Source organism: Arthrobacter sp. SPG23, assembly GCF_000876655.1.
GTDB lineage: Bacteria > Actinomycetota > Actinomycetes > Actinomycetales > Micrococcaceae > Arthrobacter.
The window spans coordinates 57,298-84,101 of sequence record NZ_JYCN01000021.1 but is presented as its reverse complement, the minus strand read 5'-3'; the positions used below and the strand labels follow the sequence as shown (position 1 = coordinate 84,101).

Annotated in this window: 27 protein-coding genes; 23 read left to right on the top strand and 4 right to left on the bottom strand. The window is 64.9% G+C overall.

The genetic code is table 11. The features are described 5' to 3' along the window. Positions 1–66: 66 nt before the first annotated feature. From TV39_RS13660 to TV39_RS13650, 3 genes are read right to left on the bottom strand one after another with little or no spacing between them, the layout of a single operon-like run. Complete coding sequence (locus TV39_RS13660) at positions 67–1,578, bottom strand: ferredoxin--NADP reductase (RefSeq protein ID WP_144406427.1); 1,512 nt, start codon at positions 1,576–1,578, stop codon at positions 67–69. Between the two features lie 5 nt (positions 1,579–1,583). After that, positions 1,584–2,456 (bottom strand): FAD:protein FMN transferase, encoded by an 873-nt coding sequence (locus TV39_RS13655; RefSeq protein ID WP_043482576.1) that lies wholly within the window; start codon positions 2,454–2,456, stop codon positions 1,584–1,586. Positions 2,457–2,501: 45 nt separating this feature from the next. Beyond that, on the bottom strand, positions 2,502–2,954 hold the full coding sequence (locus TV39_RS13650) for an FMN-binding protein (RefSeq protein WP_043482575.1): 453 nt from the start codon (positions 2,952–2,954) through the stop codon (positions 2,502–2,504). Between the two features lie 228 nt (positions 2,955–3,182). On the opposite strand from TV39_RS13650, the gene argS reads away from it, so the two are divergent. The 11 genes from argS to TV39_RS13595 all read left to right on the top strand — a co-directional run bounded on the left by argS (position 3,183) and on the right by TV39_RS13595 (position 15,943). Further along, positions 3,183–4,847, top strand: coding sequence for an arginine--tRNA ligase (argS, locus tag TV39_RS13645; RefSeq protein WP_043482574.1), 1,665 nt, complete (start codon positions 3,183–3,185; stop codon positions 4,845–4,847). Between the two features lie 5 nt (positions 4,848–4,852). Next, a complete protein-coding gene (gene lysA, locus TV39_RS13640; protein WP_043482678.1) occupies positions 4,853–6,337 on the top strand; it encodes a diaminopimelate decarboxylase in 1,485 nt (494 codons plus the stop codon). Continuing rightward, positions 6,338–7,654: a homoserine dehydrogenase gene (locus TV39_RS13635; protein ID WP_043482573.1), complete on the top strand. Its 1,317-nt coding sequence runs from the start codon at positions 6,338–6,340 to the stop codon at positions 7,652–7,654. After that, positions 7,655–8,761 (top strand): threonine synthase, encoded by a 1,107-nt coding sequence (gene thrC, locus TV39_RS13630; protein ID WP_043482572.1) that lies wholly within the window; start codon positions 7,655–7,657, stop codon positions 8,759–8,761. Between the two features lie 2 nt (positions 8,762–8,763). After that, positions 8,764–9,750, top strand: coding sequence for a homoserine kinase (gene thrB / locus TV39_RS13625; protein ID WP_043482571.1), 987 nt, complete (start codon positions 8,764–8,766; stop codon positions 9,748–9,750). Between the two features lie 51 nt (positions 9,751–9,801). Then, entirely contained in the window at positions 9,802–10,029 is a 228-nt protein-coding gene (locus tag TV39_RS13620; RefSeq protein ID WP_043482570.1) for a hypothetical protein, read from the top strand. Between the two features lie 69 nt (positions 10,030–10,098). Beyond that, entirely contained in the window at positions 10,099–12,273 is a 2,175-nt protein-coding gene (gene rho, locus TV39_RS13615; protein ID WP_043482569.1) for a transcription termination factor Rho, read from the top strand. Positions 12,274–12,381: 108 nt separating this feature from the next. Then, positions 12,382–13,455, top strand: a complete 1,074-nt coding sequence (gene prfA, locus TV39_RS13610) for a peptide chain release factor 1 (RefSeq protein WP_043482568.1) — start codon at positions 12,382–12,384, stop codon at positions 13,453–13,455. 17 nt (positions 13,456–13,472) lie between these two features. Continuing rightward, a complete protein-coding gene (gene prmC, locus TV39_RS13605) occupies positions 13,473–14,363 on the top strand; it encodes a peptide chain release factor N(5)-glutamine methyltransferase (protein ID WP_043482567.1) in 891 nt (296 codons plus the stop codon). 72 nt (positions 14,364–14,435) lie between these two features. Further along, positions 14,436–15,188 carry an L-threonylcarbamoyladenylate synthase gene (locus TV39_RS13600; RefSeq protein ID WP_043482566.1) on the top strand — a complete coding sequence of 251 codons (753 nt, stop codon included), beginning with the start codon at positions 14,436–14,438 and terminating at the stop codon, positions 15,186–15,188. Then, positions 15,185–15,943, top strand: a complete 759-nt coding sequence (locus tag TV39_RS13595) for a WecB/TagA/CpsF family glycosyltransferase (RefSeq protein ID WP_043482565.1) — start codon at positions 15,185–15,187, stop codon at positions 15,941–15,943. Before TV39_RS13600 ends, TV39_RS13595 begins: the two co-directional genes overlap by 4 nt. A 14-nt stretch (positions 15,944–15,957) precedes the next feature. Here the strand turns inward: TV39_RS13595 and TV39_RS13590 are convergent, their stop codons facing one another. After that, positions 15,958–16,854, bottom strand: a complete 897-nt coding sequence (locus TV39_RS13590; protein ID WP_043482564.1) for a glycosyltransferase — start codon at positions 16,852–16,854, stop codon at positions 15,958–15,960. Between the two features lie 296 nt (positions 16,855–17,150). Here TV39_RS13590 and TV39_RS13585 point away from each other — a divergent pair, with 296 nt between their 5' ends. From TV39_RS13585 to TV39_RS13530, 12 genes are all read left to right on the top strand, one after another. After that, positions 17,151–18,311 (top strand): MraY family glycosyltransferase, encoded by a 1,161-nt coding sequence (locus TV39_RS13585; protein WP_043482563.1) that lies wholly within the window; start codon positions 17,151–17,153, stop codon positions 18,309–18,311. 107 nt (positions 18,312–18,418) lie between these two features. After that, entirely contained in the window at positions 18,419–18,910 is a 492-nt protein-coding gene (locus tag TV39_RS13580) for a hypothetical protein (RefSeq protein ID WP_043482562.1), read from the top strand. Positions 18,911–18,926: 16 nt separating this feature from the next. After that, positions 18,927–19,226 (top strand): hypothetical protein, encoded by a 300-nt coding sequence (locus TV39_RS13575; protein WP_043482561.1) that lies wholly within the window; start codon positions 18,927–18,929, stop codon positions 19,224–19,226. Between the two features lie 91 nt (positions 19,227–19,317). Continuing rightward, entirely contained in the window at positions 19,318–20,118 is an 801-nt protein-coding gene (gene atpB, locus TV39_RS13570; protein WP_043482560.1) for a F0F1 ATP synthase subunit A, read from the top strand. 80 nt (positions 20,119–20,198) lie between these two features. Further along, positions 20,199–20,417: an ATP synthase F0 subunit C gene (atpE, locus tag TV39_RS13565; RefSeq protein WP_011692451.1), complete on the top strand. Its 219-nt coding sequence runs from the start codon at positions 20,199–20,201 to the stop codon at positions 20,415–20,417. 52 nt (positions 20,418–20,469) lie between these two features. After that, a complete protein-coding gene (locus tag TV39_RS13560) occupies positions 20,470–21,018 on the top strand; it encodes a F0F1 ATP synthase subunit B (protein WP_011692450.1) in 549 nt (182 codons plus the stop codon). Beyond that, on the top strand, positions 21,018–21,845 hold the full coding sequence (locus TV39_RS13555; protein WP_043482559.1) for a F0F1 ATP synthase subunit delta: 828 nt from the start codon (positions 21,018–21,020) through the stop codon (positions 21,843–21,845). The genes TV39_RS13560 and TV39_RS13555 overlap by 1 nt, the downstream gene beginning before the upstream one ends. 82 nt (positions 21,846–21,927) lie before the next feature. Then, the gene (gene atpA, locus TV39_RS13550) at positions 21,928–23,565 is read left to right on the top strand and encodes a F0F1 ATP synthase subunit alpha (protein ID WP_043482677.1); all 1,638 of its coding nucleotides are present in this window, start codon (positions 21,928–21,930) and stop codon (positions 23,563–23,565) included. A gap of 76 nt (positions 23,566–23,641) precedes the next feature. After that, positions 23,642–24,535, top strand: a complete 894-nt coding sequence (locus tag TV39_RS13545; protein ID WP_043482558.1) for a F0F1 ATP synthase subunit gamma — start codon at positions 23,642–23,644, stop codon at positions 24,533–24,535. A gap of 81 nt (positions 24,536–24,616) precedes the next feature. Continuing rightward, complete coding sequence (gene atpD, locus TV39_RS13540; protein ID WP_011692446.1) at positions 24,617–26,071, top strand: F0F1 ATP synthase subunit beta; 1,455 nt, start codon at positions 24,617–24,619, stop codon at positions 26,069–26,071. A 1-nt stretch (position 26,072) separates the two neighbouring features. Next, positions 26,073–26,357, top strand: a complete 285-nt coding sequence (locus tag TV39_RS13535; RefSeq protein WP_011692445.1) for a F0F1 ATP synthase subunit epsilon — start codon at positions 26,073–26,075, stop codon at positions 26,355–26,357. A gap of 10 nt (positions 26,358–26,367) precedes the next feature. Next, the gene (locus TV39_RS13530) at positions 26,368–26,799 is read left to right on the top strand and encodes a DUF2550 domain-containing protein (protein WP_043482557.1); all 432 of its coding nucleotides are present in this window, start codon (positions 26,368–26,370) and stop codon (positions 26,797–26,799) included. Positions 26,800–26,804 lie beyond the last annotated feature (5 nt).

Here is a 26,804-nt window from a genome sequence, read left to right as displayed (position 1 = left end):
CCTGCCGTTTCCGGCGGGACGTCCTAGAGCTTAGCAGGAAGGTGGCCTTCAAAGGAAAATCGGCGGTCAGTATCCGGCAAACGAGTCGGTTCGGACCCGCCGCGCACCCGCGCTGCGGGCGGCGGCCCGGAGCGAGCGGACGCTGGCCGTGGAGCCGGAGATGAACACTTCGCGCGCGGCAATGTCCGGAACCAGTTCCTTGAGGGCCGCGCCGTCGATCCGCTCCGGCGGCCGGGAAGCCGTGCCGGCGTCTTCCATGAACGACGGCGGGGCGGAACCGTCGGAGAGCCGGGCAATGACCCGGGCGCCGGACTGTTCCAGCGCATCCGCGTAGGCGAGTTCAGCCGCTGACTTCGCCAGGTACAGCAGCACCACGTCCCGGTTCTTTGCCACGCCCGCCGCAAGCTGGGCAAGGTAGGGCGTAATGCCGATGCCGGCCGCCACCAGCAGGAGCGGCCCGGCCTGGCCGCGGGGGAGGACGAAGTCGCCGCCCACCGCAGTGGCCGTCACGGCGTCCCCGGGCCGCAGTGCGAGCAGGGCGCGTTTGGCGGCGGACACGGGTTCGGCTGTTCCCACTCCGATGGTCACGTCCCGTGCGTCCGGGGCGCTGGTCAGGCTGAAGACCCTCCGCAGGCCTTTGCCGTCGGATTTGCCGTGGGGCAGGTGCAGTTCCATGTACTGTCCGGGGGCGAACCGGACCGCGCGTTCGGGCCGGAAACTGAATTCCGTCGTCGTCGGCGTCAGGGGCCGCGATTCCTGGAAGTTCAGCCGGATACCGCCGCGCTGCCCCGCCAGGAACGCAATCAGGTTCCCCGCCAGCAGCGCCAGTTCAGGCGAGTTCGCCACGAAACCCAGGTTGTACGGGACGGCAAAGACCACGCCGACGACGGCCGCGAGGGCGAGTTGCTGCCAGCGCCGGGGCGGAAGGGTCAGCGGTTCGGTCAGCATGAAGCCCACGAAGAACAGCACGGGGCGCTGCGCGAGGGGCTGCCACAGGGCCGGGCCGAGTGACATCCCGGCCCTGAGGAGTTCCGCGGCCACGATGGATACGGAAACCACTGTGAACACGGCCGCCATGAGCATCTTGCCCGTGCGGTACAGAACCAGCAGGATGCCGGGAACCAGGAGGAGGAGCATCGCGGGAGTGGCGGCCCACCACGTGGCGATGTTAAGGCCGGTCAGGCCGGCCACGAAAGCACCCGCGGCGGCCGGGTTGAAAATGTGCCGCCCGCGCCAGGCCAGGGCGTATTTAGAGGCCGATGCCAGGACGCAGGCTAGGGCCACCCCTGCCATATCGAGCACCTTGAAACTGGGCCAGAACAGGAAATACAGCAGCAGGCCGGTGATCAGGGATGATTCCGAGTGCGGCCGGACATGGAACAGCGCAGCAAGCCCGCGGTTCGAGGCGTAGGTCAGCCCCAGGCAGAGCGCCAGGTGCGTGAGCATTTCGGGGATGCCGAACGTCAGCCAGCCCAAAATATTAAGCAGCAGGCTGTACGCGGCGAGCACGGCGAGCACCCACAACACCAGCCGGTACATGGTGAAGCGGTTCAGCGACGTGTCCACGCGCTGGATCATGGAACTCATTCGAACAGCACTCCTTCGAAACCTGCCGAGTAGGCGGCACTTCCATCCGAAAAAACCGTAAGCCAGGAAAACTCAAAATCCTGCTCAAGCGCCTTGCCCGAAACGAAGAACAACGCCGTGGCCAAGGCGTCCGCCGTCATGGCATTCCCGGCCAGCGTCCACGTGGCAACCACTGTCCTGACCGGAGTCCCCGTGGTGCCGTCCAGCACATGGTGAAGTCCGTCGCCCCAGGCCCGGCGGTTGGCTGCCGAGGCGCACAGGGCTCCCTCGCCCAGGCTGATCATGCCAATGGCACGGCCTGGATCATACGGATGCTCCAGGCCGACGGATACCGGCGCGGGGCCGGAGTTGAGGAGGTCGCCGCTGGCGTCGATGAAGTGTTCGCTGACGCCCTGCGACCGGAGTTCCGCGGCAAGCAGGTCTGCGAGCTGCCCCTTGCCGGCAGCACCGACGTCCAGCACCACGGGAGCGGTGGTGGTCACCGCGGCGTCCTGCCAGTCCAGCACGTCGTCCCACCGCGGTGCGGCCAGCGGGATTCCGCGGGACCGGAGCGAATACCCCGGGCCGTAGCCCAGCTGTTCCAGGCTGCCGCCAATCAGCGGCGTCATGGCGCCGTCCGTCAGCCGGTACAGGACCCGGTACAGGCGGCCCAGCGCGCCTGCGCCCTCCGGCATGCGGAAGCGGCCGGGCTCCCTGGCCGCCAGCGCCACGGTCGAGTCAGTCCTGAAACGGGACCACGCGGCGTCGTACTCCTCCACCACGTCGAGCAGCCGGCGGCGCTGGCCGCCGTCCAGGGTGCCGGGCGTTGAAATCTCCCAGCTGGTTCCGATCCCGTCGAAACTGAACGCTGCCCAGCCCGGGTGCGGCACGTTATCTCCTCTTGACGCGGTGAACTGGTGGTGGGCCGTACTTGGCTACTGGGCCTCGGACCTGATCTTCTCCACAGCCTGGTTGAAGCCGCCACTGGTGAGCGAGGAACCGGCAACCTTGGAGACATTCAGTTCATCCAGCTTCTTGCCCACGATCTGCGCCGCAATACCGCCGGCGAATTCGCCCTGGAACTTCCGGGTGTTGGGGTTGGAAGGATGCTGGGTGATGTTGACGCCGGACACCGTACCGCCTGAAAGCGTCAGCTCGACCCCTACGGTTTCCGTGCCGTTGGGGGAGACATAGTTACCGTCGGCGCTGTACGTGCCGTCCTTGTAGCCGGCCGCTCCGGCGACGGGGGTGCTGCTTGCCGCCGCACCGGATGTGGCAGCTTGCTGGGCTGCGGGGGCCTGGGCCGACGGCGCGCAGCCGGACACGGTGCCGATCAGGGACATGCCGGCGATGCCGACGAAGAGGCTCTTGCGTACCGGGAAGCTCATGCAGGGACTCGATTCGTGTAGTCGCGGGTGGGAAGTGTGCCGACGGAGTTCCGGCGCCGCGGGGGAGGGGACAGGGCAGGAAACCGTCGGGCCGTTACAGGATGGACAACGCTGGAATCAGCGTAATGGTTCAGCCTGTGACCAAGCCCATGCCCTCCCGGGTGCTTTATCCCCGTCATGGCGTGCCCCGATTCCGCGGCTTTTGCGGGCCACCGGTAGGCTAGAAGCGTGACTCCCGAAGAACTCTCCCTCGCCATATCCGCCTGCCTGAAAGACGCCGTCGCCGCCGGCGAAATCACTCTTTCCGCATCAGCCGTGCCGGACGCGGTGCGCGTGGAGCGGCCCAAGAACCGGGACCACGGAGACTGGGCCACCAACATCGCCCTCCAGCTGTCCAAGCAGGCCGGCGTCAATCCCCGGGAATTCGCCACCATCCTCAGCGCGCGGCTCAAGGGCATCGACGGCGTTTCGGCCGTGGACATCGCCGGTCCGGGCTTCCTGAACATCACGGTGGACGCCGCGGCCGCGGGGGCACTCGCCAAGGCAATCGTTGAAGCCGGTCCGGAGTACGGCACCAACTCGGCGCTCGCCGGCCACGTGGTCAACATGGAGTTCGTCTCCGCCAACCCCACCGGCCCGCTGCACATCGGCCACACCCGCTGGGCGGCGCTGGGCGACTCCATCGCCCGGGTCCTTCGGGCCTCCGGCGCGAAAGTCACCGCCGAGTACTACATCAATGACGCCGGATCGCAGATGAACGTCTTCGCCCATTCCGTGCTGTCCCGCCTGCACGGACGCGGCGTCCCCGAGGGCGGCTACCCGGGCGAGTACATTTCCGAGCTGGGCCACCACGTCCTGACGGAGCACCCGGACATCCGGGAACTGACCGACGTCGCGGCGCTGCCGGTGATCCGCGGAGCCGCGTACAAGGCGCAGATGAAGGACATCAAGGACACCCTCGCCGACTTCGGGGTCGCCTTCGACGTCTACTTCTCGGAGCAGGAACTGCACGACGCCGGCGCCATCGAAAGTGCCGTTGCCCGCCTTCGCGAGCAGGGCCACGTGTTCGACGACGGCGGCGCCGTCTGGCTGCGCACCACGGACTTCGGTGACGACAAGGACCGCGTGATGATCCGCGCGAACGGCGAACCGACCTACTTCGCCGCGGATGCCGCCTACTACCTCTCCAAGAAGGACCGCGGCTATGACCAGAAGATCTACCTGCTGGGAGCGGACCACCACGGCTACATCAACCGGCTGAAGGCAATCGCCGCTGCCGCCGGGGACGATCCCGAGGCCAACATCGAGGTGCTGATCGGCCAGCTCGTGTCAGTGAACGGCGCCAAGCTGTCCAAGCGCGCGGGCAACATCATCGAGCTCAAGGACCTCATCTCCTGGCTCGGCAAGGACGCCGTCCGTTACTCGCTGGCGCGCTTCCCGGCGGATTCCCCGCTCACCCTGGACCCCGAGCTCCTGAAGAAGCACAGCAACGAGAACCCGGTGTTCTACGTCCAGTACGCGCACGCACGGTCCCGCGGCACAGCCCGCAACGCCGTCGCCGCCGGCGTGGACCGCAGTGTTGATGGAAAAGACGCGTTCGACGCCTCGCTCCTGGACCACGCCACCGAGAACGAGCTGCTGTCCTACCTGGGCAGCTACCCCTCCATTGTGGCCAAGGCCGCCGAGCTGCGTGAACCGCACCGCGTGGCCCGGCACCTGGAGGTCATTGCCGGCGCGTACCACCGCTGGTATGACGCCTGCCGCGTGGCGCCGCAGGGCGATGAGCCCATTACCGACGTCAACCGCACCCGGCTGTGGCTCAATGACGCCACCAGCCAGGTGCTGGCAAACGGACTGGAACTGCTGGGCGTTTCGGCGCCGGAACGGATGTGACCGCCATGACCGGGAATTCCCTGAACCACGCGTCCCCCCTCGCCCCCGAATGGCTCGCCGTCCCGGCAGACCTCAACGCGCTGCACGAACCCATGTGGGCCGCCGACGTTGCCCGGAACGACTCCGGCGAACTTGCCATCGGCGGCATTCCGGTCAGCGAGCTGCAACGCGAGTTCGGCACGCCTCTGTTCGTGATGAGTGAGACCGACTTCCGGGCCCGGGCCCGCGCCTTCAGTGACGCCTTCAACGATGCGTTCGCCGATATTTGCGGGGGTGTGGACGTCTACTACGCCGGGAAGTCGTTCCTGTGCACGGCCGTGGTCCGCTGGGTGGAGGAGGAAGGCCTGCGGCTGGACACCGCCTCCGGCGGGGAACTCGCCGTCGCCGCCCGCGCCGGCATCCCCGGAGCCGACGTCGCCCTGCACGGCAACAACAAGTCCGACGCCGAGATCCACCGTGCCTTGGACATGAAGCTGGGCCGGATCGTGGTGGACAGCCTTGCCGAGCTGGAACGCGTCGCCAAGATCGCGTCCGCCCGCGGCGAAACCGCCAAGGTGATGCTGCGGCTCACCCCCGGGGTGCACGCGCACACGCACGAGTTCATTGCCACCGCCCATGAGGACCAAAAATTCGGCCTCTCCATGGCAGAGGACTCCACGGACCAGGCCGGCCTGTCCGCGGCGGAAGAAGCGGTGGCCGCGGCGACGGGTTACCCCAGCATCGAGCTCCTCGGCCTGCACTGCCACATCGGCTCGCAGATCTTCGAACCGGACGGCTTCGCGCTGGCCGCGGTGAAACTGCTCCGTTTCCTGGCTGCAATGCAGGAAAAGTACTCGGTCGTCCTGCCTGAACTGGACCTCGGCGGCGGCTACGGCATCGCCTACACGCCGGTGGACACCCCCAGGCCCCCCGCGGAGATCGCACAGGCGATGGCCGCCGTCGTGCGTTCCACCTGCGCGGAACTGGGCATCACGGCCCCACGGATCTCGATCGAACCGGGACGCGCCATCGTGGGAAGCACCACCTTCACCCTTTATGAGGTGGGGACACTCAAGACCGTCCGCGTGGACGCGCCGGCCGCTGCTGCGGCTGCCGACGCCGGAAATGCGGAAAAAAACGTTACGTACCCGCGCCGCTATGTGTCGGTGGACGGCGGGATGAGCGACAACGCCCGCCCGGTGCTCTACGACGCGGATTATTCGGCAATCGTGGCGTCCCGGACCTCCGACGCGGCCCCGCAGCTGTCCCGCGTAGTGGGCAAACATTGCGAGAGCGGCGACATAGTTGTTAGAGATGTATATCTGCCCGAGGACGTGGCAGCCGGTGATCTGCTCGCTGTACCGGGGACCGGCGCCTACTGCTGGGCCCTGTCCAGCAACTACAACTATCTGGCCCGGCCGGGCGTTGTCGCTGTGCGCGACGGATCAGCCCGGCTGATTGTCCGCGGGGAAACCGAACAAGATCTGCTGAACCGCGACATGGGAGTCTGAATGACTGAATTGCGAACCCTGAAAGTAGCCCTGCTGGGCTGTGGCAACGTGGGGGCCCAGGTGGCGCGGATTCTGATTGATGACGCCGACGCACTGGCCGCCCGCACCGGAGCCCGCCTGGAGCTGACCGGCATCGCCGTTCGCACCATCGACGCGCCCCGCGACGTCGAGCTGCCGCGGGAACTCTTCACCACCGATGCAGACACCCTGGTCAAGGACGCCGACCTCGTCATCGAACTGATGGGCGGCATCGAACCTGCCCGCTCCCTGATCCTCGCCGCCATCCAGAACGGCGCCTGCGTGGTCACCGGCAACAAGGCCCTCCTGGCCCAGGACGGCCCCACGCTCTACGAAGCGGCGGACAAGGCAGGCGTCCAGCTGTCCTACGAGGCAGCGGTGGCCGGCGCCATCCCCATCCTGCGCCCCATCCGCGACAGCCTGTCCGGCGACCGCATCACGCGGGTGCTGGGCATCGTGAACGGCACCACCAACTTCATCCTTGACCAGATGGACACCACGGGCGCCCAGTTCTCCGATGCCCTGGCCGAGGCGCAGCGCCTTGGCTACGCCGAGGCCGACCCCACGGCCGACGTCGGCGGCCTCGATGCCGCGGCCAAGGCCGCCATCCTCGCCTCGCTGTCCTTCCACACCCGGTTCGACCTCGAAAACGTCCACTGCGAAGGCATCACCGGCGTCACCGCGGCGGACATCGCCGCGGCCAAGGACGCCGGGTTCGTCATCAAGCTGCTGGCCATCGCCGAGAAACTGACCGCTGCAGACGGCAGCGAAGGCGTGTCGGTCCGCGTACACCCCACCCTGCTGCCGCGCGAGCACCCGCTGGCCGCCGTCCACGGCGCCTTCAACGCCGTGTTCGTGGAGGCCGAGAACGCCGGCGAGCTGATGTTCTACGGCCAGGGTGCCGGCGGTACTCCCACGGCGTCGGCCGTGCTGGGCGACCTCGTCTCCGCGGCGCGCCGGATTGTCCTGGGCGGACCCGCGCAGACCGAGACCACCATCGGCAAGGTTCCCGCGCTGCCGATCGACGCCGTCAACACGAGCTACTACATCGGGCTCGACGTTGCCGACCAGCCGGGCGTGCTCGCAAAGATCGCACAACTGTTCGCGGAGCACGGCGTGTCCATCGAAATCATGCGCCAGACCATCCACCGTGATGCCGACTCCAACGTGGAATCGGCCGAACTGCGGATCGTCACCCACCGCGCAACCGAAGCTGCACTGGCAGCAACCGTCCAGGCCGTGAAGGGCCTCGACGTCATCAATTCCGTTACATCCGTACTGCGGGTAGAAGGAGTCTAAGTGGCTCACCAATGGCGCGGTGTCATCCGCGAATACGCTGATCGTTTGCCCGTAACGGAAAGCACCAAGGTCATTACCCTCGGTGAGGGCGGCACGCCGCTCGTCCACGCGCAGAAGCTCTCCGAGCTCACCGGCTCCACCGTGTACCTCAAGGTGGAAGGCATGAACCCCACCGGCTCCTTCAAGGACCGGGGCATGACCATGGCGATGACGGCCGCGGTGGCCTCCGGCGCCGAAGCCGTGGTGTGCGCCTCCACCGGCAACACTTCCGCGTCCGCGGCGGCGTACGCAACGGCAGCCGGCCTCAAATGCGCCGTCCTGGTCCCCGAGGGCAAGATTTCCATGGGCAAGCTGAGCCAGGCGATCGCCCACGGCGCCACCCTCCTGCAGGTGGACGGCAACTTTGACAACTGCCTCGACATCGCCCGGAAGCTGGGGGAGTCCTACCCCGTGTTCCTGGTGAACTCCGTCAACCCGGCCCGGATCCAGGGGCAGAAGACCGGCGCCTTCGAAGTTGTGGATGCCCTCGGTGACGCCCCGGACATCCACGTCCTTCCGGTAGGGAATGCCGGCAACATCACCGCGTACTGGAAGGGCTACAAGGAATACTCGGCGCCGTTCGAATCCGACACTGCCGGAACCCTTCCTGCCGTGTCCACCAGGACGCCTCAGATGTGGGGCTTCCAGGCCGCCGGGGCCGCACCCTTCGTCGCCGGCCACCCCATCACCGAGCCGGACACCATCGCTACGGCCATCCGGATCGGGAACCCCGCGTCCTGGGACGGTGCCATCGCCGCCCGTGACGAATCGGGCGGGCTGATCGAAGCCGTTACCGACGACGAAATCCTGGCAGCGCACCGCTGGCTGTCCGCGAAGGAAGGCGTCTTCGTTGAACCCGGTTCTGCCGCCGGCGTTGCCGGCCTGATCAAGAAGCATGCCGCAGGGCAGGTGCCTACCGGCAAGACCATCGTGATCACCGTGACCGGACATGGCCTGAAGGACCCGCAGTGGGCGCTGCGTACCGAGGACGGCAGCGATGTCCAGCCCGTCAAGGTGTCCAACGATGTGGTCACCGTGGCTGCCGAGCTGGGCCTGGAAGAAAAATAGCCTTGGAAACCACCCTTACCGTCCCGGCCGAGTCTGCGGCAGGCGCGCCGGCAGTCCAGGCCGGGCAGCTGGTGACCGTCCGCGTGCCTGCCACCAGTGCCAACCTCGGACCCGGATACGACAGCCTGGGCCTGGCCCTTTCGCTGTACGACACCTTGACCGTGGAAACCCTTGGCAGCGGGGAGCTGGAGTTCGAACTCCGCGGCGAAGGTGCGGAAACGCTCCCGCGCGATGCGAGCCACCTGGTGGTCAGGGCCATCACCGAGGCACTGCACCGGCTCGGTTTCCGGCACGAGGGCCTGAGGATCACTGCCGACAACGTCAACCCGCACGGCCGCGGCCTGGGTTCCTCGGCTTCGGCCGTGGTGGCAGCCGTGACGGCGGCGAATGCCCTGGTTCCGGAGCCCTCGCGCCGCGGCAAGGACTGGATCCTGCAGCTCACCAGTGAAATGGAAGGCCATCCTGACAACGTCGCACCGGCCATTTTCGGCGGGCTGGCGCTGTCATGGCAGGACAGTGACCAGTACAGCAGCACCTGCGCCACCGTCGCGGATTCAGTGATTCCCGTCGTAGCAGTTCCCGACTACGAGCTGTCCACCGAAGCCGCGCGCGCGCTCCTGCCGGCGTCGGTGGGCCATCATGCGGCCGCGATGAACTCCGGCCGGGCTGCCCTGCTCATCCATGCACTCACCAGCAAACCGGAATTCCTGCTGGCCGGCACGGAAGACTACCTCCACCAGAGCTACCGCGCGGAGGCCATGCGCCCCAGCGCGGACCTGATCCGCGCACTGCGCTACGCAGGACGCGCTGCCGTCGTTTCCGGCGCCGGGCCGACCGTGCTGGTGCTCGCCAACGGCGAAACGGAGGCAGCGGCCGTGGTGGACTTCATCGAGGCCTATACCCGGGCCAACACGCCGGACGTGGGATGGCGCGTGATGAAGCTGGCGGTGGACGTCGAAGGTGCTAAAGTGGGAGTGCACCGGCGGTAATCCCGCAGGCAGTTAGTTGCAAGTACCAGAACACGCAGTCAAAAGAACCCGATGTTGGCCACGGCGCCTGTCTGGTCGTTTGCTGCTCTGATCTTCAACTGCGCAATAGTCTCCGGTGCCGCCTGCTTGGTCTGTCGCAGGAATCTGCAGAATCTCTCTGCACCCCTGAACCGTCAGTCCGCCATTCCGGTCTCTGTTGGAGTGTTCGAGGCGTATCAGTATCCGGCCCTGCTGGCCGAAATTCCATCCGGCAAGGCCGAAATCCGGCTGCAGATCTGAACTGCAGCCCAGATCAAATCATCGCGTCCAGCTCCCAGTCTGGACGCCGTCGAGGGGGAAGGATCCTTCGTGACCGAAACCACTGAGCTGTCTCCAGCTGTGGACACATCTTCTGCTACCGAGTTGTCGGCAGCACCCGCCAAGAGCAGCGGCCTTGCCGGCCTTAAGCTCGCCCAGCTGCAGGCTCTCGCCAGCCAGCTGGGTATCTCCGGCGGATCCCGCATGCGCAAGGGCGATCTGGTGACCGCCATTTCCGCCCATCGTGCGGGAACTCCAGCCACCAAGGCTCCGGCCAAGGGCGCCGAGAAGTCCGGCGAAAACATCTCGGCACGGGCAACCGCTCCGGCAGCAGCTGCACCTGCAGCGGCCGCCCCTGCAGCTGAAGCCGCCGAGGCACCCGCCCAGGAAGGCACCCGGGCCCGGCGCGGACGCAGCCGCCGCGCAGGCAGCGACGGTGTCATCACCCCTCCCGCCACCGAGGCTCCGGCCCCGGAAACCGCACCCGGCGAGGCCCCCGCGGCTCCGTCCGCTCCCGAGGCCGGCCCCGCCGCCGTGGCCGAAGCCGCACCGGAAGCTGCCGAGCGCCGCCAGCCCCGCACCCGCAACCGCCGCCGCGGTGAAGCGGCAGCCCAGGCCCCGGTTGCCGAAGGCGAAGCGCAGGCCGAGGCGCCTGCCGAGCAGCGCACCGAGCAGCGCGGTGCCGAGCAGCGCACCGAACAGCGTGCCGGCGAACAGCGCGAACAGCGCGGCGCGGACCAGGGCGGCGAAACAGCCGACGCCGGTCAGCGCAACGAACGCCAGTCAACCCGCACCCGTGGCGGCCGCGACGGCGGCGACACCTCCGGTGCCCGCGAAACGCGCCGCGACGACACCCGTGACAACACCCGCGACAACGACGATTCGGACGGCGGAAGCCGCCGCAACCGCCGGAACCGTCGTGACCGCAACGATCGCAATGACCGCTCCGGCGGCCAGGACACCCGCGACAACTCGCGCAACGACCGCTTCCGCGACCGGAACGACCGCCGCCGGGGACGCGCCCAGGGGCCGGACGTCGACGACGTCGAGGTCACCGAGGACGACGTCCTGCTGCCCGTGGCCGGAATCCTGGACGTGCTGGAGAACTACGCGTTCATCCGCACCTCCGGCTACCTGCCGGGCCCGAACGACGTCTACGTGTCCCTCGCCCAGGTCAAGAAGTACAACCTGCGCAAGGGCGACGCCGTGGTGGGAGCCATCCGTGCACCTCGTGAAGGCGAGGACCGCAGCCAGCAGTCCGCCCGCCAGAAGTTCAACGCCCTGGTCCGCGTCACCTCGGTCAACGGCAAGACCCCCGAGGAACTCAAGGACCGCGTCGAATTCGCGAAGCTGGTTCCGCTGTACCCTTCCGAGCGCCTGCGCCTCGAGACGGACCCCAAGAAGATCGGCCCCCGCGTCATCGACCTGGTTGCCCCGATCGGCAAGGGCCAGCGCGGCCTGATCGTCTCCCCGCCGAAGGCCGGCAAGACGCTCATCCTGCAGTCCATCGCCAACGCCATCACCACCAACAATCCTGAGGTCCACCTCATGATGGTGCTCGTTGACGAACGCCCCGAAGAAGTCACGGACATGCAGCGCACCGTCAAGGGTGAGGTCATTGCCTCCACCTTCGACCGCCCCGCCGACGACCACACCACCGTGGCCGAGCTCTCCATCGAACGCGCCAAGCGCCTCGTGGAAATGGGCATGGACGTTGTGGTTCTCCTCGACTCGATGACCCGACTGGGCCGTGCTTACAACCTGGCGGCGCCGGCTTCCGGCCGCATCCTGTCCGGTGGCGTCGACTCGGCAGCGCTGTACCCGCCGAAGCGCTTCTTCGGTGCAGCCCGCAACATCGAAAACGGCGGCTCGCTCACCATCCTGGCCACCGCGCTCGTCGAGACCGGCTCCAAGATGGACGAGGTCATCTTCGAAGAGTTCAAGGGAACCGGCAACATGGAACTGCGCCTGTCCCGCCAGCTCGCGGACAAGCGCATCTTCCCGGCAGTGGACGTCAACGCGTCCGGTACCCGCCGCGAAGAGAACCTGCTTTCCCCCGAGGAAGTCAAGATCATGTGGAAGCTGCGCCGCGTCCTCTCCGGACTCGAAACGCAGCAGAGCCTTGAGCTGCTGACCAACAAGATCCGGGAGACCCAGAGCAACGTCGAGTTCCTCATGCAGGTCCAGAAGACGACGCTTGGTGCGAAGTCGGATAACGACAAGTAGCTACGTACACCGCTCAAAGTGTGCCGACCCTGTGGTCGGCACACTTTGGGCGGTTTGTCGTTAAGTCCCGGGAAACTAGACTTCCAAGAGTCGAAAGAGGTTTTGAATATGTTTGAGTCCGTACAGGGCCTGTTGGATGAGCATGATGCTATCCAGGCGCAGCTGGGGGATCCTGCTGTTTATGCTGACCAGAAGCTTGCCCGGAAACTGGGGCGGCGTTCTGCGCAGTTGAACGGCATCGTGGAGGCCTACCACCGTTGGGAAAGCATCCGCGACGACCTGGCGGCTGCCAAGGAAATGGCGGACGAGGACCCCGAGTTTGCCGCGGAGGTGCCGGAGCTGGAGGCTTCGCTGGAGACGGCTGCCGCCAAGTTGCGCCGGCTTTTGATCCCGCGGGACCCGGACGACGCCCGTAACGTGATCCTTGAGGTCAAGGGCGGCGAAGGCGGCGACGAAGCTGCACTCTTCGCTGCGGACCTGCTGCGGATGTACACCCGGTACGCGGAATCGCGCGGCTGGAAGACGGAGCTCATCTCGGCCACGGAATCGGACCTTGGAGGCTACAAGGATGTCCAGATGGCCGTCAAGGGCAACTCCAACGATCCGGCCGAAGGCGTCTACGCCAGGCTCAAGTTCGAGGGCGGCGTGCACCGCGTGCAGCGCGTCCCCGTGACGGAATCCCAGGGGCGCATCCACACCTCGGCCGCCGGCGTGCTGGTTCTTCCCGAAGTGGACGAGCCCGAGGAACTGGAGATCAACCAGAACGACCTTAAGATCGACGTCTACCGGTCTTCGGGCCCCGGCGGACAGTCCGTCAACACCACCGACTCCGCGGTCCGCATCACCCACCTTCCCACCGGAATCGTGGTGGCCATGCAGAACGAGAAGTCCCAGCTGCAGAACCGTGAAGCCGGCATGCGTGTGCTCCGTGCCCGCATCCTCGCTCACCAGCAGGAGCAGATCGACGCGGAAAACTCAGCCCAGCGCAAATCGCAGATCCGCACCATGGACCGCTCAGAGCGCATCCGCACCTACAACTACCCGGAGAACCGGATCGCGGACCACCGCACCGGCTACAAGGCCTACAACCTGGACCAGGTCATGAACGGCGACCTGGAGCCGGTCATCCAGTCGGCCATCGAGATGGACGAACAGGCCCGCCTGGACGCCATCGGCGAATAGCCCCGGCTGGTCGCTTGATGACACGAGGAACAGGACTGAGCCTGGCCGAGGCCGTCCGCGAGGCAACCTCCCTCCTGGCCGACGCCGGAGTTCCCAGCCCGCGCGTGGACGCGGAACTCCTGGCGGACCACCTCCTGGGTGTCGGCCTCGGCAGGCTCCGCGCCATGCTCCTGGGCGATTCCCCTGCGCCCGAGGGCTACGCTGAACTGGTGGCCGAACGCGCGCGGCGGGTGCCTCTGCAGCACATCACCGGCGTGGCCCACTTCCGCTACCTGCAGCTTGCCGTGGGCCCGGGGGTCTTCATTCCCCGGCCGGAAACCGAGTCCGTGGTCCAGCTGGTCATCGATTGGCTCAAGGACAGGGACCGCGACGGGCCCGGCGGCAAACGCCTGAAAGTGGTGGATCTGGGCACCGGCTCGGGTGCCATCGCCGGCTCCATCGCCCTCGAAGTCCCAGGCGCGGACGTCTACGCCGTCGAGTTCAGCGAGTTTGCGCACGCCTGGGCCGAACGGAACCTGCGGCCGCTCGGCGTCACGCTCCTCAGGGGGGACCTGCGTGACGCACTGCCTGAACACAACGGAACGTTCGACGTCGTCGTCTCCAACCCGCCGTACATTCCCGCGGAAGCAATCCCCAATGAACCCGAAGTGGCGCTGCACGATCCTCCCGAGGCGCTGTATGGCGGGGGAGCGGACGGCATGGAGCTCCCGACGGCGGCGGCAGCGTCTGCAGCCCGGCTGCTGGTTCCCGGCGGCTACTTCGTGATGGAACACGCCGAAGTCCAGGCAACGTGGATCGCTGCCATGCTGAAGAATTCCGGTATCTGGTCCGACGTGGCAACGCACCGGGACCTCAACGGCAGGGAACGCGCCACCAGTGCCGTCCTGGCCGCCCCGTCGGACCGATAGTCGGCAGAGTCCAGTAAACGGCACGGATCGGTGGATGCGGATCAGTGCATGAAGTGATGAAAGAATAGGCCAGTGACCACAACCTACGACTGCACGGCAGCTGACCAGCGGGCTGAAGGGCTGGAGAACGCCCAGCGGGCCATCCGCCAACACAAATGCGTGGTGTTCCCTACAGACACGGTTTATGGCATCGGTGCTGACGCGTTCTCGCCCCAGGCCGTCACCATGCTGCTCGCGTCCAAGGGCCGCAGCCGGAAGATGCCGCCGCCCGTCCTGATTCCGCGGCTCAATGCCCTGGACGGGCTGGCAACGGACGTTCCGGCCGAGGCCCGCAAGCTTGCCGAAGCATTCTGGCCGGGCGGACTCACCATGATTTTCCATGCGCAGCCGTCGCTGGACTGGGACCTGGGCGAGACCAAGGGCACTGTTGCGTTGCGGATGCCGGCCGACGACGTCGCGCAGGACCTGCTGACGCTGACCGGGCCCCTGGCGGTTTCCTCAGCGAACCGCACCGGCCAGCCGGCAGCCCGCACCGCCGCCGACGCCATGACCCAGCTCGCCGAATCCGTGGAGGTCTACCTCGAGGGGGGACTGCGCCCGGAAGGCGAGGAGAACGCGGATGCCCTTCCGTCCACCATCGTTGACGCCACCGCCCTGCCCCTCAGGGTGGTCCGCCAAGGCGCCATCTCCCTGGAAAGGCTTCGCGAGGTCGTTCCGGAACTTCTGGACATTGACGGTAATGCGGCCGACGTCCCGGCGGCTGATGCCCCGGCGGCCGAAAGGCCAGCCGAAGCCGGCGCAGTGACGGAGCCCGGCGCCGAATGATCCTCACCCGGCAGCACATTCCTGTCCTCGGCGTTGATGCAACGCCACTGACCGTCTCCGGGATGACGGCCATGCTCAACCGCTTTGTGGCCGACGGCGGCACCCGGACGGTGGTGGGCCACAACCTGCACAGCGTGACGCTCTTCCATTCGGATCCGGAATTCCGTGCCCTCTACGAAGACAGTGACGTGGTGCTGCTCGACGGCGCACCCGTCCTGTGGCTCTGGGGAAGATCGGGGGAGGCCGACGGTCCCGTGATGGACTACCGGCTGGGCTCCACTGACTGGATACCTGCCCTCGGAAATGTCGACGGGCTTGAACGAATTGCCGTGATCGGCGCCGGAGCGGAGGCGAATGCCAGGGCCGTGGCACGCCTGGCCGGGATCGTGCCGAACGCCAAGGTGTCCGGCATGCCCGGCGAAGGCTGGAACAGTGCCCTGGAGAGCGAAGCTGTGGCCTGGCTGCAGGAGCTGCGTCCGCAGCTGGTACTCCTCGGGCTGGGCATGCCGCTGCAGGAAATGGTCCTCCGCCGGAGGCTTCCCGCCCTTCCCCCCGCCGTGTACTGCGCTGTGGGAGGTGCGATCGAACAGATTGCCGGAATCCAGAAGCTGGCTCCGCGCTGGCTGGGCCGCCTGGGACTGGAATGGGCCTGGCGGCTCATGCTCCATCCGCGCAGGGTTGCCTATCGCGTTTTCGGCGAGCCCTGGGTGCTCCTTGCGCTTCTGGTCCGCCGGCGCCTCAGGTCAAACCGCTAGGGCCCGCCGCCCGGCTAGAACTTCTGGTCCTTCAGGGGAGCGAAGCCCTTGCCCCGGAGTCCGGTGGAAAATGCCCGGAACCAATCAGCAAGGCCGCGGAAGTCGCCGCGGCGCAGGAAGTAGCCGAGGTAGCCTCCCACGTCCGCCACGAGCGACTTCACCCGGAAATGGCGGCGGATCAGGTATCCGCGGTTCCTGTAGTAGTAATAGCGCTTGAAAGCGGTCTCGGGAACAATGACGTGCCACCGCGCACCGAAAACGTGTTGTGTCTCGGCAAAAGCGTGGGGGTGCGTAATGGCCGTGGTGGTCACCGTGCCAAAGCGGATGCCCGCCTTCCGGAGCCTGATGGTGAAGTCCACCTCGTCCCCGCGGATGAAGAGCCGCATGTCGGGCAATCCCACCTTGAAGAAGACGTCCGACCGGATCAGCGCGCCGTTGAAGAAGTGGCCGTCGTCGGGCAGGAAACCGAGCTTCTCCACTTCCGCGCGGTCGTGGGTTACTTTCCCGTCGAGGCGGAAGAAAAAGGACAGCCGGTCCGGGTGGCCCGGCGCGGCAACGAGCGGAACCACGGCATCCAGGCCGCGTGCCTCGGCCTCGCGGAGCAGCGTGGCGAGGCACTCCGGATCGCCGGGCTCGGCGTCGTCGTCCATCATCCAGATCCAGTCAGCGCCGCTGGCCACCGCCTTGAGGATAGCCAGGGAGAAGCCGCCGGCGCCGCCAAGGTTCGCTTCCGACCGGACGTAGTCCACGTTGGAGTGCTGGTCCGCCACGTCTTTGGCAGGCACGGTGCCGCTGTCCACCAGGCAAATGGAACGGACCGGAGCGGTCTGCCTATTGATGGCATCAAGCAGAACAGCGAGCTCACGGGGACGGTCGAACGTCACGGCGGCAACTGCAACCGACAGGGACATTGCTGGTTCCTTTCAACACGGCTGCCGGTGGTTTTCCCGCCGGCAGTGGGCCGTGTGACGCGAAGCCAGCAAGCCGTTGGCATTAGTATCTTGACTAGAGTCCACTGTAATACAGCCCTGTCAGGCACTACGCACTGCCTGCCGCGCGCACGGCGACGGAGAAGTTTCATTTATCGAAAGTCAGTTCCACAGCAATCGCACCCTAACCTTCCCTGCCACCCGGCACTGACCGGGCCGCGGGGATACACGCTGCCCGGGGTTGGTTCCGCTGCCGGTGCGGGGAAGGTGGTTTCCCCATGATCATGTACCTGCTCATGATGCTGACCGCGGCAGGCGTCTCGTTCGCCGCAACCTGGGGCGCCCGGCTGCTGGGCAACAGGCTCGAACTCTTCTCGCCGATCCGCAGCCGCGACACCCACTCGCACAAGGTCTCCAGGCTGGGAGGCCTGGGGATATATGCCGGATTCCTGGTGGCGCTGGTCGTGGCGAGCCAGTCATTCTTCGTCAAGGACATCTTCCGCGGCAACGCTTCCCCATGGGGGGTCCTTGCCGGCGCCACGCTGATCGTCATCGTGGGCCTCGCCGACGACCTGCTGGACCTGCGGTGGTGGGTGAAGCTGATCGGCCAAAGCGCGGCAGCCATGGTGGTGGCGATCTGGGGCGTCCGGATGACGATCGTTCCCTTTGTGCCGGAGCCAATCCTCCTCGAGAACGAGATTGTCCGCATCGTCCTTACCGCCGGGCTGATCGTGACCACCATGAACGCCTTCAACTTCATCGACGGGCTGGACGGGCTGGCCGCCGGCGTCGCCATCATCGGCGGGGCGGCGTTTTTCCTCACCGCGTACTGGGTGCACAGGTCGGCCGTGCTGCTCGACTATTCGGATCTGGCGACGCTCCTGACCGCGGTGGTGGTGGGCAGTTGCGTGGGCTTCCTGCCGCATAACTGGTTCCCCTCAAAGATCTTCATGGGCGACTCCGGCGCCATGCTGATCGGACTCCTGCTGGCCTCCGCAGGCATCGTGTCCACCGGACAGATCACCTCGGGCCTCTACGACCGCGCCAACGGTATTCCCACGATCATCCCCATCCTGCTGCCCTTCGCAGTACTGTTCCTGCCGCTGCTGGACCTTTCCCTGGCTGTCGTTCGCCGCACAGCGGTGGGCCGGTCGCCCTGGTCAGCCGACCGCGGACACCTGCACCACAAGCTGATGGACATCGGCTACTCCCACCGGGCCTCCGTCCTCCTGATGTATGCCTGGACCTGCGTCCTGGCATTCGGCGGACTCGCCTTCGCAATCTTCCCGTGGCAGACGGTGCTGGCCGTGGACGCGGTGGCGGCCGCCATCATGGCCGTGGTGACCGCATGGCCGTACCTCCGCGACAAGGCGCCCGGCGCGGGGCCAAGGTCGGAAGCGGAAGCAGAAGCGGAAGCGGAAGCGGCGGGGCAGGAGTGACCTTTGGACACCCTTTTCCGAATAATTTCTATCTCATGTAGAATTTCAGTGCAGCTCTTCGCCGCACCCTCCCTTGCCAGCCCGCAGTACACGACGATTGGGATCTCATGACCTCCAACGCCGAACCCGGACACAGATCCGGCAACGGACCCGTTGGTGTCTCCGGCCCCACAAAGTCACTGTGGCTGGGGCTTCTGAAGCTGAGCGCAGCTGCGGCCTCGGCCGGCCTGGTGCTCGCCGGCATACCGGCCGCGCTGCTCAACGGGACCGGCGGAGTGCTCTCCAGCACTTTCGGCGGCCTCCTGGTGATGGCCTTCTTCGGAATCAGCCTCCTGGTTGGCCATTTCGTCGGGCGGAACAATCCGTCGGGTGCCATCGGGGTTTTCGTCGTCACCTACTTCGTCAAAGTTGTGGGTTTTGCCCTGGTGCTCTTCGTTATCGGCGCACCCGACTGGCTTCATGGCCGCTGGTTCCTGATCGGCGCCGTGACGGCTGTCGTATTTTGGCAGGCAGCAGAGATCTATGGATTCAGCAAAGCGCGCCTCCGGATCTATAACGACCCCCAACCCGTGAAAGACGGCAATGATGAGCAGCCGTAATTCGAAGCGGAAAAACATGCGGGAAATCCCCAAAACCACCCAAGGTTCTGCCGGCGTATCCTCCGACGGCGGGGACGGCGGATACAACGCCGGCATCGCCGTCTTCAGCTACATAATTGGCGGAATCATCGTCTGGAGTTTGATAGGGTGGGGTCTGGATTATCTGTGGGGAACCCGCTGGATTGTGCTCGCAGGCGCTCTGCTTGGAGCTGCGGGAGGGTTCTATCTTTCTCATATGCACGGCCTCACCAGTAACAGAACGTCAACTGGTGAAGACAGTGCAGCCAGCGGCCCGTCCAAGGACGAGGAACAGTAATGCCTAACAATTTCACAAGGGGAAGGGCGGACACGATGATCGCCGGACCCTCACCAACGCCCAATGATGGACACTGCAGAGAGGAAACGCGTTGATCGCGCTTGCGCTCCCGGCCCAAGATTCAGGAGAGTTCAATCCTCCTGGAATTGAAGAAATGCACCTGCCGGCAATCCTGCCGTGGGGTGCGGCAGACGGATTCTCCAAGCAGATGCTGCTGGTAATCCTGTCGGTCGTCATTATCGCTACATTCTTTCTGCTAGCTGCGCGGAAGCAGCAGCTTGTTCCCGGCAAACTGCAGTTTGCAGGTGAGGCCGCTTACGGCTTCGTCCGCAACAGCATCGCCAAGGACATCATTGGCGGCAAGGACTTCATGAAGTACGTCCCGCTGTTGTTCAGCCTCTTCTTCTTCATCCTGGTGAACAACATCTACGGCGCCATCCCGCTGATCCAGCTGCCGAGCTTCTCGCACGTCGGCGGCGCCTATGTGCTGGCGGCCATTGTCTACCTGACCTGGATCGCCATCGGCGTGAAGAAGAACGGGATCAAGTACTTCAAGCTGGCCACCGTTCCCACGGGCGTGCCGGTCTACATTCTCCCGATCGTTATTCCGATCGAGATCATCTCCAACTTCCTGGTCCGCCCCGTCACGCACAGCCTCCGTCTGTTCGCCACCATGCTGGCCGGACACCTGATCGTGATGATTGCCGGATCCGGCATCGAGTACCTCGTGATGCAGGAGAATGTCCTCCTCAAGGGCACTTCCGTCCTGGTACTCGTCGGCGCCATCGCCATGTACATGCTGGAAGCGCTGATCATGGCGCTGCAGGCTTACGTCTTCACGCTGCTGACTGCCATCTACATCGAAGGCGCCCTGCACGCGGACAGCCACTAGGCACCCACATACTTCCCCTTCGCGGGGATGAAGCAACCCAAACAACCTGCCACACGGGTGGCATCTTGAAAGGAAGAAAAATGGAAGGCTCCATCAACGGCTCCCTCAACCTCATCGGCTACGGCCTCTCCGCTATCGGCGGTGGTATCGGTGTGGGTCTCGTGTTCGCGGCTTACATCAATGGTGTGGCACGTCAGCCGGAAGCCCAGCGCGTCCTGCAGCCGATCGCATTCCTCGGCCTCGCGCTGACTGAAGCACTCGCCATCCTCGGCCTGGTCTTCGCTTTCGTTCTCTCCTAAGCGTTAGAACCTAGCGAACATCCAGAACCGAGTAGATAAGGACGGGTGAAATATGAATCAGACGATCATCTCAGCCGCCACCGAAGGCACTAATCCGCTCGTTCCCAACCCTTGGGAAATGGGCGTAGTCCTGGCCGGCTTTGCTGTCCTCTTTTACATCGTGGTCAAGTTCGTTGTCCCGATGTTCGAGAAGACGTTCGCAGAGCGTGCCGAGGCTATTGAAGGTGGCATTGCCAAGGCCGAGAAGGCCCAGGCAGAGGCTTCTGCTGCACTCGAAGAGTACAAGCAGCAGCTCACCGACGCCCGTGCAGAAGCCAACCGCATCCGCGAGGAAGCCCGTGCAGAAGGCGCCCAGATCCTGGCGGACCTGAAGGAAAAGGCAGCTGCAGAGTCTGCCCGCATCACCGCGCACGCCCACGCGCAGATCGAGTCCGAGCGCCAGGCGGCCGTTGTGTCGCTGCGCGCCGAAGTCGGCACGCTGGCCACCACCCTGGCAAGCCGCATCGTCGGCGAGTCACTGAGCGATGATGCACGTGCAGCCCGTGTGGTTGACCGTTTCCTGGCAGATCTGGAGAACCAGAACGCAGGTGCAGCTAAGTAATGGCAGGTGTATCGAGCGAATCGCTGACCGCGGCGCTGGTTGCGTTGGAAGCCAAGCTTCCCTTCGCTTCGCTGCAGTTGGCAAAGGAACTCTTCGGAATCCTGGGAACAGTGGACAGCTCGGCCGGCCTGCGCCGTGCCCTGACTGATCCGTCCCGCAGCAGCGACGAAAAGTCGGCACTGGTCAAGCAGCTCTTCGGTGGAAAAGTCTCCACCGACGCTGCGGAAATTGCGAGCGGACTGGCCGGTTCACGCTGGGCGTCGGCTCGGGATATCGGCGATGCACTCGAGACTCTTGCCGCTTCGGTGGTAATTGCCGTTGCTGAGAACAAGTCGGCCGTCTCTGCCTCAGGAATCACCGGACTGGAAACGCTGGAGAACGATCTGTTCGCCTTCAACCACGCCGTTGATTCCAGCCACGAGGTACAGCGTGCTCTGTCCGAGCCGCAGGCGAGCCCGGCTGCCAAGACTGCCCTCGCCGAGAAGCTCGTTCCCAATGCAAACGAGGAAGCGAAAGTCCTTATCGGACAGGCAGTTTCGCAGCCCCGTGGCCTCAAGGCAACCAGCCTTGTGCGTCGTTTCGCTGAACTTGCAGCCAAGCGCCAGCAGCGCTGGATCGCAACGGTCGACGTCACCCGTCCGCTGACGGAGACACAGACCAGCCGACTGCAGGCAGGGCTGAACGCCCTGTACGGGCGCGAGCTCAAGATCAACATGAACGTTGACCCGGCACTGATCGGTGGCATCCGGATCCAGGTTGGTGATGAAGTGGTTGACGCTTCGTTGCTTACCCGCCTGGGCCAGCTCCAGCGTCAGCTTGCCGGCTAACCGGACAAGCACAACTTAACTGATAGAAACCCCGGTCATCGTGACAACGATGATCACGAAAACAGGAGAGCAGGGACTGCAGATGGCCGAATTGACCATCAACGCCGACGACGTCCGTATTGCGTTGAACGAGTTCGCGGCGTCCTACGAACCCGGAAACGCAGAGCGCGTAGAGGTCGGCCGTGTGACCACCGCAGGTGACGGCATCGCCCGTGTTGAGGGCCTTCCCTCGGTCATGGCGAACGAGTTGCTTCGTTTCGAAGACGGCACGCTGGGCCTGGCCCAGAACCTCGACGTCCGCGAAATCGGCGTCATCGTCCTCGGTGACTTCACCGGAATCGAAGAAGGCCAGGAAGTTCACCGCACCGGTCAGGTTCTGTCCGTGCCGGTCGGCGACGCCTTCCTCGGCCGCGTGGTTGACCCGCTGGGCCAGCCGATCGACGACCTCGGCGAAATCAAGGCTGAAGCCACCCGTGCACTGGAACTCCAGGCGCCCGGCGTGACCCAGCGTAAGTCGGTTCACGAACCGATGCAGACCGGTCTGAAGGCTATCGACGCCATGATCCCGATCGGCCGCGGCCAGCGTCAGCTGATCATTGGCGACCGCCAGACCGGCAAGTCGGCAATCGCGATCGACACCATCATCAACCAGAAGGCCAACTGGGCTTCCGGAGATGTCACCAAGCAGGTGCGCTGCATCTACGTGGCCATCGGCCAGAAGGCGTCCACCATCGCGGCTGTTCGCCAGACGCTCGAGGACAACGGCGCACTGGAATACACCACCATCGTGGCTTCCCCCGCGTCCGACCCCGCAGGCTTCAAGTACCTGGCCCCCTACGCCGGTTCGGCTATCGGCCAGCACTGGATGTACGGCGGCAAGCACGTCCTCATCGTGTTTGATGACCTGTCCAAGCAGGCTGAGGCCTACCGTGCAGTCTCACTGCTGCTCCGCCGCCCGCCGGGACGCGAAGCCTACCCGGGTGACGTCTTCTACTTGCACTCCCGTCTGCTGGAGCGTTGTGCAAAGCTCTCGGACGAGCTGGGCGCAGGCTCGATGACCGGTCTTCCGCTTATCGAGACCAAGGCAAACGACGTCTCCGCCTACATCCCGACCAACGTGATCTCCATTACCGATGGCCAGATCTTCCTGCAGTCGGACCTCTTCAACGCCAACCAGCGTCCGGCCGTCGACGTGGGTGTCTCCGTGTCCCGCGTGGGTGGCGCAGCGCAGGTGAAGTCCATGAAGAAGGTCTCCGGTACTTTGAAGCTGGAACTGGCCCAGTACCGCGACATGCAGGCGTTCGCAATGTTCGCGTCGGATCTCGACGCCGCATCGCGCCAGCAGCTGACCCGTGGTGCACGCCTGATGGAACTGCTCAAGCAGGGCCAGTACTCGCCGTTCCCGGTCGAGAACCAGGTTGTGTCCATCTGGGCCGGTACCAACGGCTACCTGGACGACGTTCCGGTTGAGGACATCAACCGCTTCGAGACCGAGTTCCTGGAGCACCTGAAGCACAAGTCCTCCATCCTGACGACGCTGGCACAGACCAACGTCATGGACGATGACACCGCAGAAGCACTGAAGACCTCGATCGTGGCCTTCAAGAAGGGCTTCTTCGGCGAGGGCGACAGCCTCCTGGTTGGTGCGGGGCATGAGGAATACGCCCCCATCGACGAGGCGCAGGTCGACCAGGAAAAAATCGTCAAGCAGAAGCGCTAGTTTCGCTGGCAGGGACTGCCGGGACCCCGACGGGTTCCGGCAGTCCCGGCCATCGGGATCTTAGGAAAGGATAAGTATGGGAGCCCAGATTCGGGTCTACCGCCAGAAGATCAGCTCGACGACGTCGATGCGCAAGATCTTCAAGGCGATGGAACTGATCGCTACCTCGCGCATCGGCAAGGCCCGCGCACGCGTAGCGGCTTCACTGCCTTACGCAAACGCGATCACGCGTGCCGTTTCTGCTGTCGCAAGCCAGAGTGAAATCGACCACCCGCTGGTCACCGAGCCCGAGCAGATCCGCCGCGCCGCCGTCCTGGTCATCACTTCGGACCGTGGCCTCGCAGGTTCCTACTCGGCAAGCGTGCTCAAGCAGGCGGAAGGCCTCACCGAGCTGCTCCGTGAGGAAGGTAAGGAAGTCAAGACGTACGTCGTCGGCCGTAAGGCCCAGGCATACTTCGACTTCCGCAACCGTCCCTACGCACAGGTATGGACCGGCAACACCGACGCACCGGTGTTTGCGACCGCTCAGGAAATCGGCGCAGCGCTGCTGGAGGATTTTGCCACCGCATACGAAGAGGGAGGCGTGGACGAGATCCACGTTGTCTACACCCGCTTCAAGTCCATGGTGACGCAGGAACCGACGGTCATCCGCCTGCTTCCCCTCGAGGTCGTCGAAGAGCAGGCTGCGTCCGAATCGGACCTGCTGCCCCTCTACGAATTCGAGCCGGAAACGGAGCAGGTGCTCGACGCTCTGCTGCCGCGCTACATCGAATCACGTATCTTCGCCGCCATGTTGCAGGCAGCAGCTTCCGAGCTCGCAGCCCGTCAGCGGGCGATGAAGTCCGCCGGCGACAACGCCACGGACCTCATCAAGAAGTACACGCGTCTGCGCAACACCGCCCGCCAGGCTGAAATTACGCAGGAGCTTTCCGAAATCGTGGCCGGTGCCGACGCCTTGAACGCGTCCTAGCCAGCACGGTTCCGGATCCAGCTGTACCTGCACCAAAGATAAACTTAACCCCCACGCCATCTACTGAGTGAAGTGAGAGAGATGACTGCCACCGCTACCGAACACGTAGCCGCAACGTCCGGTGCTACCGGCCGTATTGCACGTGTTATTGGCCCGGTTGTCGACGTCGAATTCCCGGCTGACGCAATCCCCTCGATTTACAACGCACTCACCACGGAGATTACTCTCAATGGTGAGACCAAGACCATCACGTTCGAGGTTGCCCTCCACCTGGGTGACAACCTCATTCGCGCCATCTCCCTGCAGGCTACCGACGGACTCGTCCGCGGCACCAACGTTGTGGACACCGGCTCGCCCATCACGGTGCCTGTCGGCGACGGCGTCAAGGGCCACATCTTCAACGTCCTCGGCAAGCCGCTGGACGTTGACGAGTCCGAGATCCAGGCGTCGGACCACTGGGCCATCCACCGCAAGGCTCCCGCCTTCGCGACCCTCGAAGGCTCCACCGAGATGCTGGAAACCGGCATCAAGGTGATCGACCTCCTCACCCCGTACATCAAGGGTGGAAAGATCGGCCTGTTCGGTGGCGCCGGTGTCGGCAAGACCGTGCTGATCCAGGAAATGATCACCCGTGTTGCCCGCAACTTCGGCGGCACCTCGGTGTTCGCCGGCGTCGGCGAGCGTACCCGTGAAGGTAACGACCTCTGGGTTGAAATGGAAGAGGCAGGCGTCCTCAAGGACACCGCCCTTGTGTTCGGCCAGATGGATGAGCCGCCGGGAACGCGTCTGCGCGTGGCGCTGTCCGCACTGACCATGGCGGAGTACTTCCGCGATGTGCAGAACCAGGACGTGCTGCTCTTCATCGACAACATCTTCCGCTTCACGCAGGCAGGTTCCGAGGTTTCCACCCTTCTTGGCCGCATGCCGTCCGCCGTGGGTTACCAGCCGAACCTTGCTGACGAGATGGGTCTCCTCCAGGAGCGCATCACGTCCACCAAGGGCCACTCCATCACCTCGATGCAGGCCATCTACGTTCCCGCGGATGACTACACCGACCCGGCACCGGCCACCACGTTCGCACACCTCGACGCGACCACGGAACTTTCCCGTGAAATCGCTTCCCGTGGTCTGTACCCGGCTGTGGATCCGCTGACGTCCACCTCCCGAATCCTGGACCCCCAGTACATCGGCAAGGACCACTACAACACGGCTGTCCGTGTGAAGCAGATCCTGCAGAAGAACAAGGAACTCCAGGACATCATCGCCATCCTCGGTGTTGACGAACTGTCGGAAGAGGACAAGATCGTCGTGTCGCGTGCACGCCGCATCCAGCAGTTCCTCTCCCAGAACACCTACACCGCCAAGCAGTTCACCGGCGTCGAAGGCTCCACGGTCTCCATCAAGGACACCGTTGAAGGCTTCACCGCCATCTGCGACGGCGAGCTCGACCACGTTGCAGAGCAGGCGTTCTTCAACGTCGGCGGCCTGGATGACGTTGAGCGCCAGTGGGCCAAGATCCAGGAACAGACCAAGTAATATGGCTGAGCTTGAGGTTGAGATTGTCGCAGCGGATCACTTCGTGTGGTCCGGAGCGGCCAAGATGGTCAAGGCCCGCACCAGCGATGGTGAAATCGGTATCCTGCCCGGCCACTCGCCCCTGCTGGCGATTCTGGCCGAAGGTGAGCTGGCCATTGAGCCGGTTTCCGGTGAACGCATTGCTGTAGTTGTCGACGGCGGATTCTTCTCCGTCGACAACAACAGGGTGGTCATTGTCGCTGACAACGCCCAAATGGGTGAAGCAGCTACTGCGGGGATCCGCTAGCACGACCTTGATGAACGATCCTGGTTTTCCGTTCATCGCATTGGCAACTGTCTTTACGTTGCTGATTTTTGCACTGTGCCTGTCCGGGGTACGCCGCTTTAACCTGCGGCGTGCCCTGGGCACAGTGGACGCCTCCATTTGCACGGCTGGAAAAAGCTGGCAGATGGGGGTTTGTCGTTATCAGGACAACGACCTTGAGTGGTTCAAGCTGCTCTCGCTCAGTGTCCGCCCCAAGTACACTTTCCGCCGCAGCTCGCTGGAACTCGTGGGACGCCGCCAGCCCACGGAGGCGGAGCTCGTCAAGGTCCAGCCGGACTCGGTCATCGTGGAACTTCACTACGAAGGCCAGGACGTCCTGCTTGCAATGAAGTTCGACGCCTACACCGGACTGTCCTCGTGGCTGGAAGCCGGGCCGGTCATCGGTGTGGGCACCTGGCGTTAACGCCG

Excerpts from the sequence above, each read along its gene's own strand:
- TV39_RS13660 (WP_144406427.1), bottom strand. The coding sequence starts at position 1,578 with ATGATCCAGCGCGTGGACACGTCGCTGAACCGCTTCACCATGTACCGG.
- TV39_RS13650 (WP_043482575.1), bottom strand. The coding sequence starts at position 2,954 with ATGAGCTTCCCGGTACGCAAGAGCCTCTTCGTCGGCATCGCCGGCATG.
- lysA (WP_043482678.1), top strand. The coding sequence starts at position 4,853 with ATGACCGGGAATTCCCTGAACCACGCGTCCCCCCTCGCCCCCGAATGG.
- TV39_RS13635 (WP_043482573.1), top strand. The coding sequence starts at position 6,338 with ATGACTGAATTGCGAACCCTGAAAGTAGCCCTGCTGGGCTGTGGCAAC.
- TV39_RS13620 (WP_043482570.1), top strand. The coding sequence starts at position 9,802 with ATGTTGGCCACGGCGCCTGTCTGGTCGTTTGCTGCTCTGATCTTCAAC.
- prfA (WP_043482568.1), top strand. The coding sequence starts at position 12,382 with ATGTTTGAGTCCGTACAGGGCCTGTTGGATGAGCATGATGCTATCCAG.
- prmC (WP_043482567.1), top strand. The coding sequence starts at position 13,473 with ATGACACGAGGAACAGGACTGAGCCTGGCCGAGGCCGTCCGCGAGGCA.
- TV39_RS13595 (WP_043482565.1), top strand. The coding sequence starts at position 15,185 with ATGATCCTCACCCGGCAGCACATTCCTGTCCTCGGCGTTGATGCAACG.
- TV39_RS13590 (WP_043482564.1), bottom strand. The coding sequence starts at position 16,854 with ATGTCCCTGTCGGTTGCAGTTGCCGCCGTGACGTTCGACCGTCCCCGT.
- TV39_RS13585 (WP_043482563.1), top strand. The coding sequence starts at position 17,151 with ATGATCATGTACCTGCTCATGATGCTGACCGCGGCAGGCGTCTCGTTC.
- TV39_RS13580 (WP_043482562.1), top strand. The coding sequence starts at position 18,419 with ATGACCTCCAACGCCGAACCCGGACACAGATCCGGCAACGGACCCGTT.
- TV39_RS13575 (WP_043482561.1), top strand. The coding sequence starts at position 18,927 with ATGCGGGAAATCCCCAAAACCACCCAAGGTTCTGCCGGCGTATCCTCC.
- atpE (WP_011692451.1), top strand. The coding sequence starts at position 20,199 with ATGGAAGGCTCCATCAACGGCTCCCTCAACCTCATCGGCTACGGCCTC.
- TV39_RS13560 (WP_011692450.1), top strand. The coding sequence starts at position 20,470 with ATGAATCAGACGATCATCTCAGCCGCCACCGAAGGCACTAATCCGCTC.
- TV39_RS13555 (WP_043482559.1), top strand. The coding sequence starts at position 21,018 with ATGGCAGGTGTATCGAGCGAATCGCTGACCGCGGCGCTGGTTGCGTTG.
- atpA (WP_043482677.1), top strand. The coding sequence starts at position 21,928 with ATGGCCGAATTGACCATCAACGCCGACGACGTCCGTATTGCGTTGAAC.
- TV39_RS13545 (WP_043482558.1), top strand. The coding sequence starts at position 23,642 with ATGGGAGCCCAGATTCGGGTCTACCGCCAGAAGATCAGCTCGACGACG.
- atpD (WP_011692446.1), top strand. The coding sequence starts at position 24,617 with ATGACTGCCACCGCTACCGAACACGTAGCCGCAACGTCCGGTGCTACC.
- TV39_RS13535 (WP_011692445.1), top strand. The coding sequence starts at position 26,073 with ATGGCTGAGCTTGAGGTTGAGATTGTCGCAGCGGATCACTTCGTGTGG.
- TV39_RS13530 (WP_043482557.1), top strand. The coding sequence starts at position 26,368 with ATGAACGATCCTGGTTTTCCGTTCATCGCATTGGCAACTGTCTTTACG.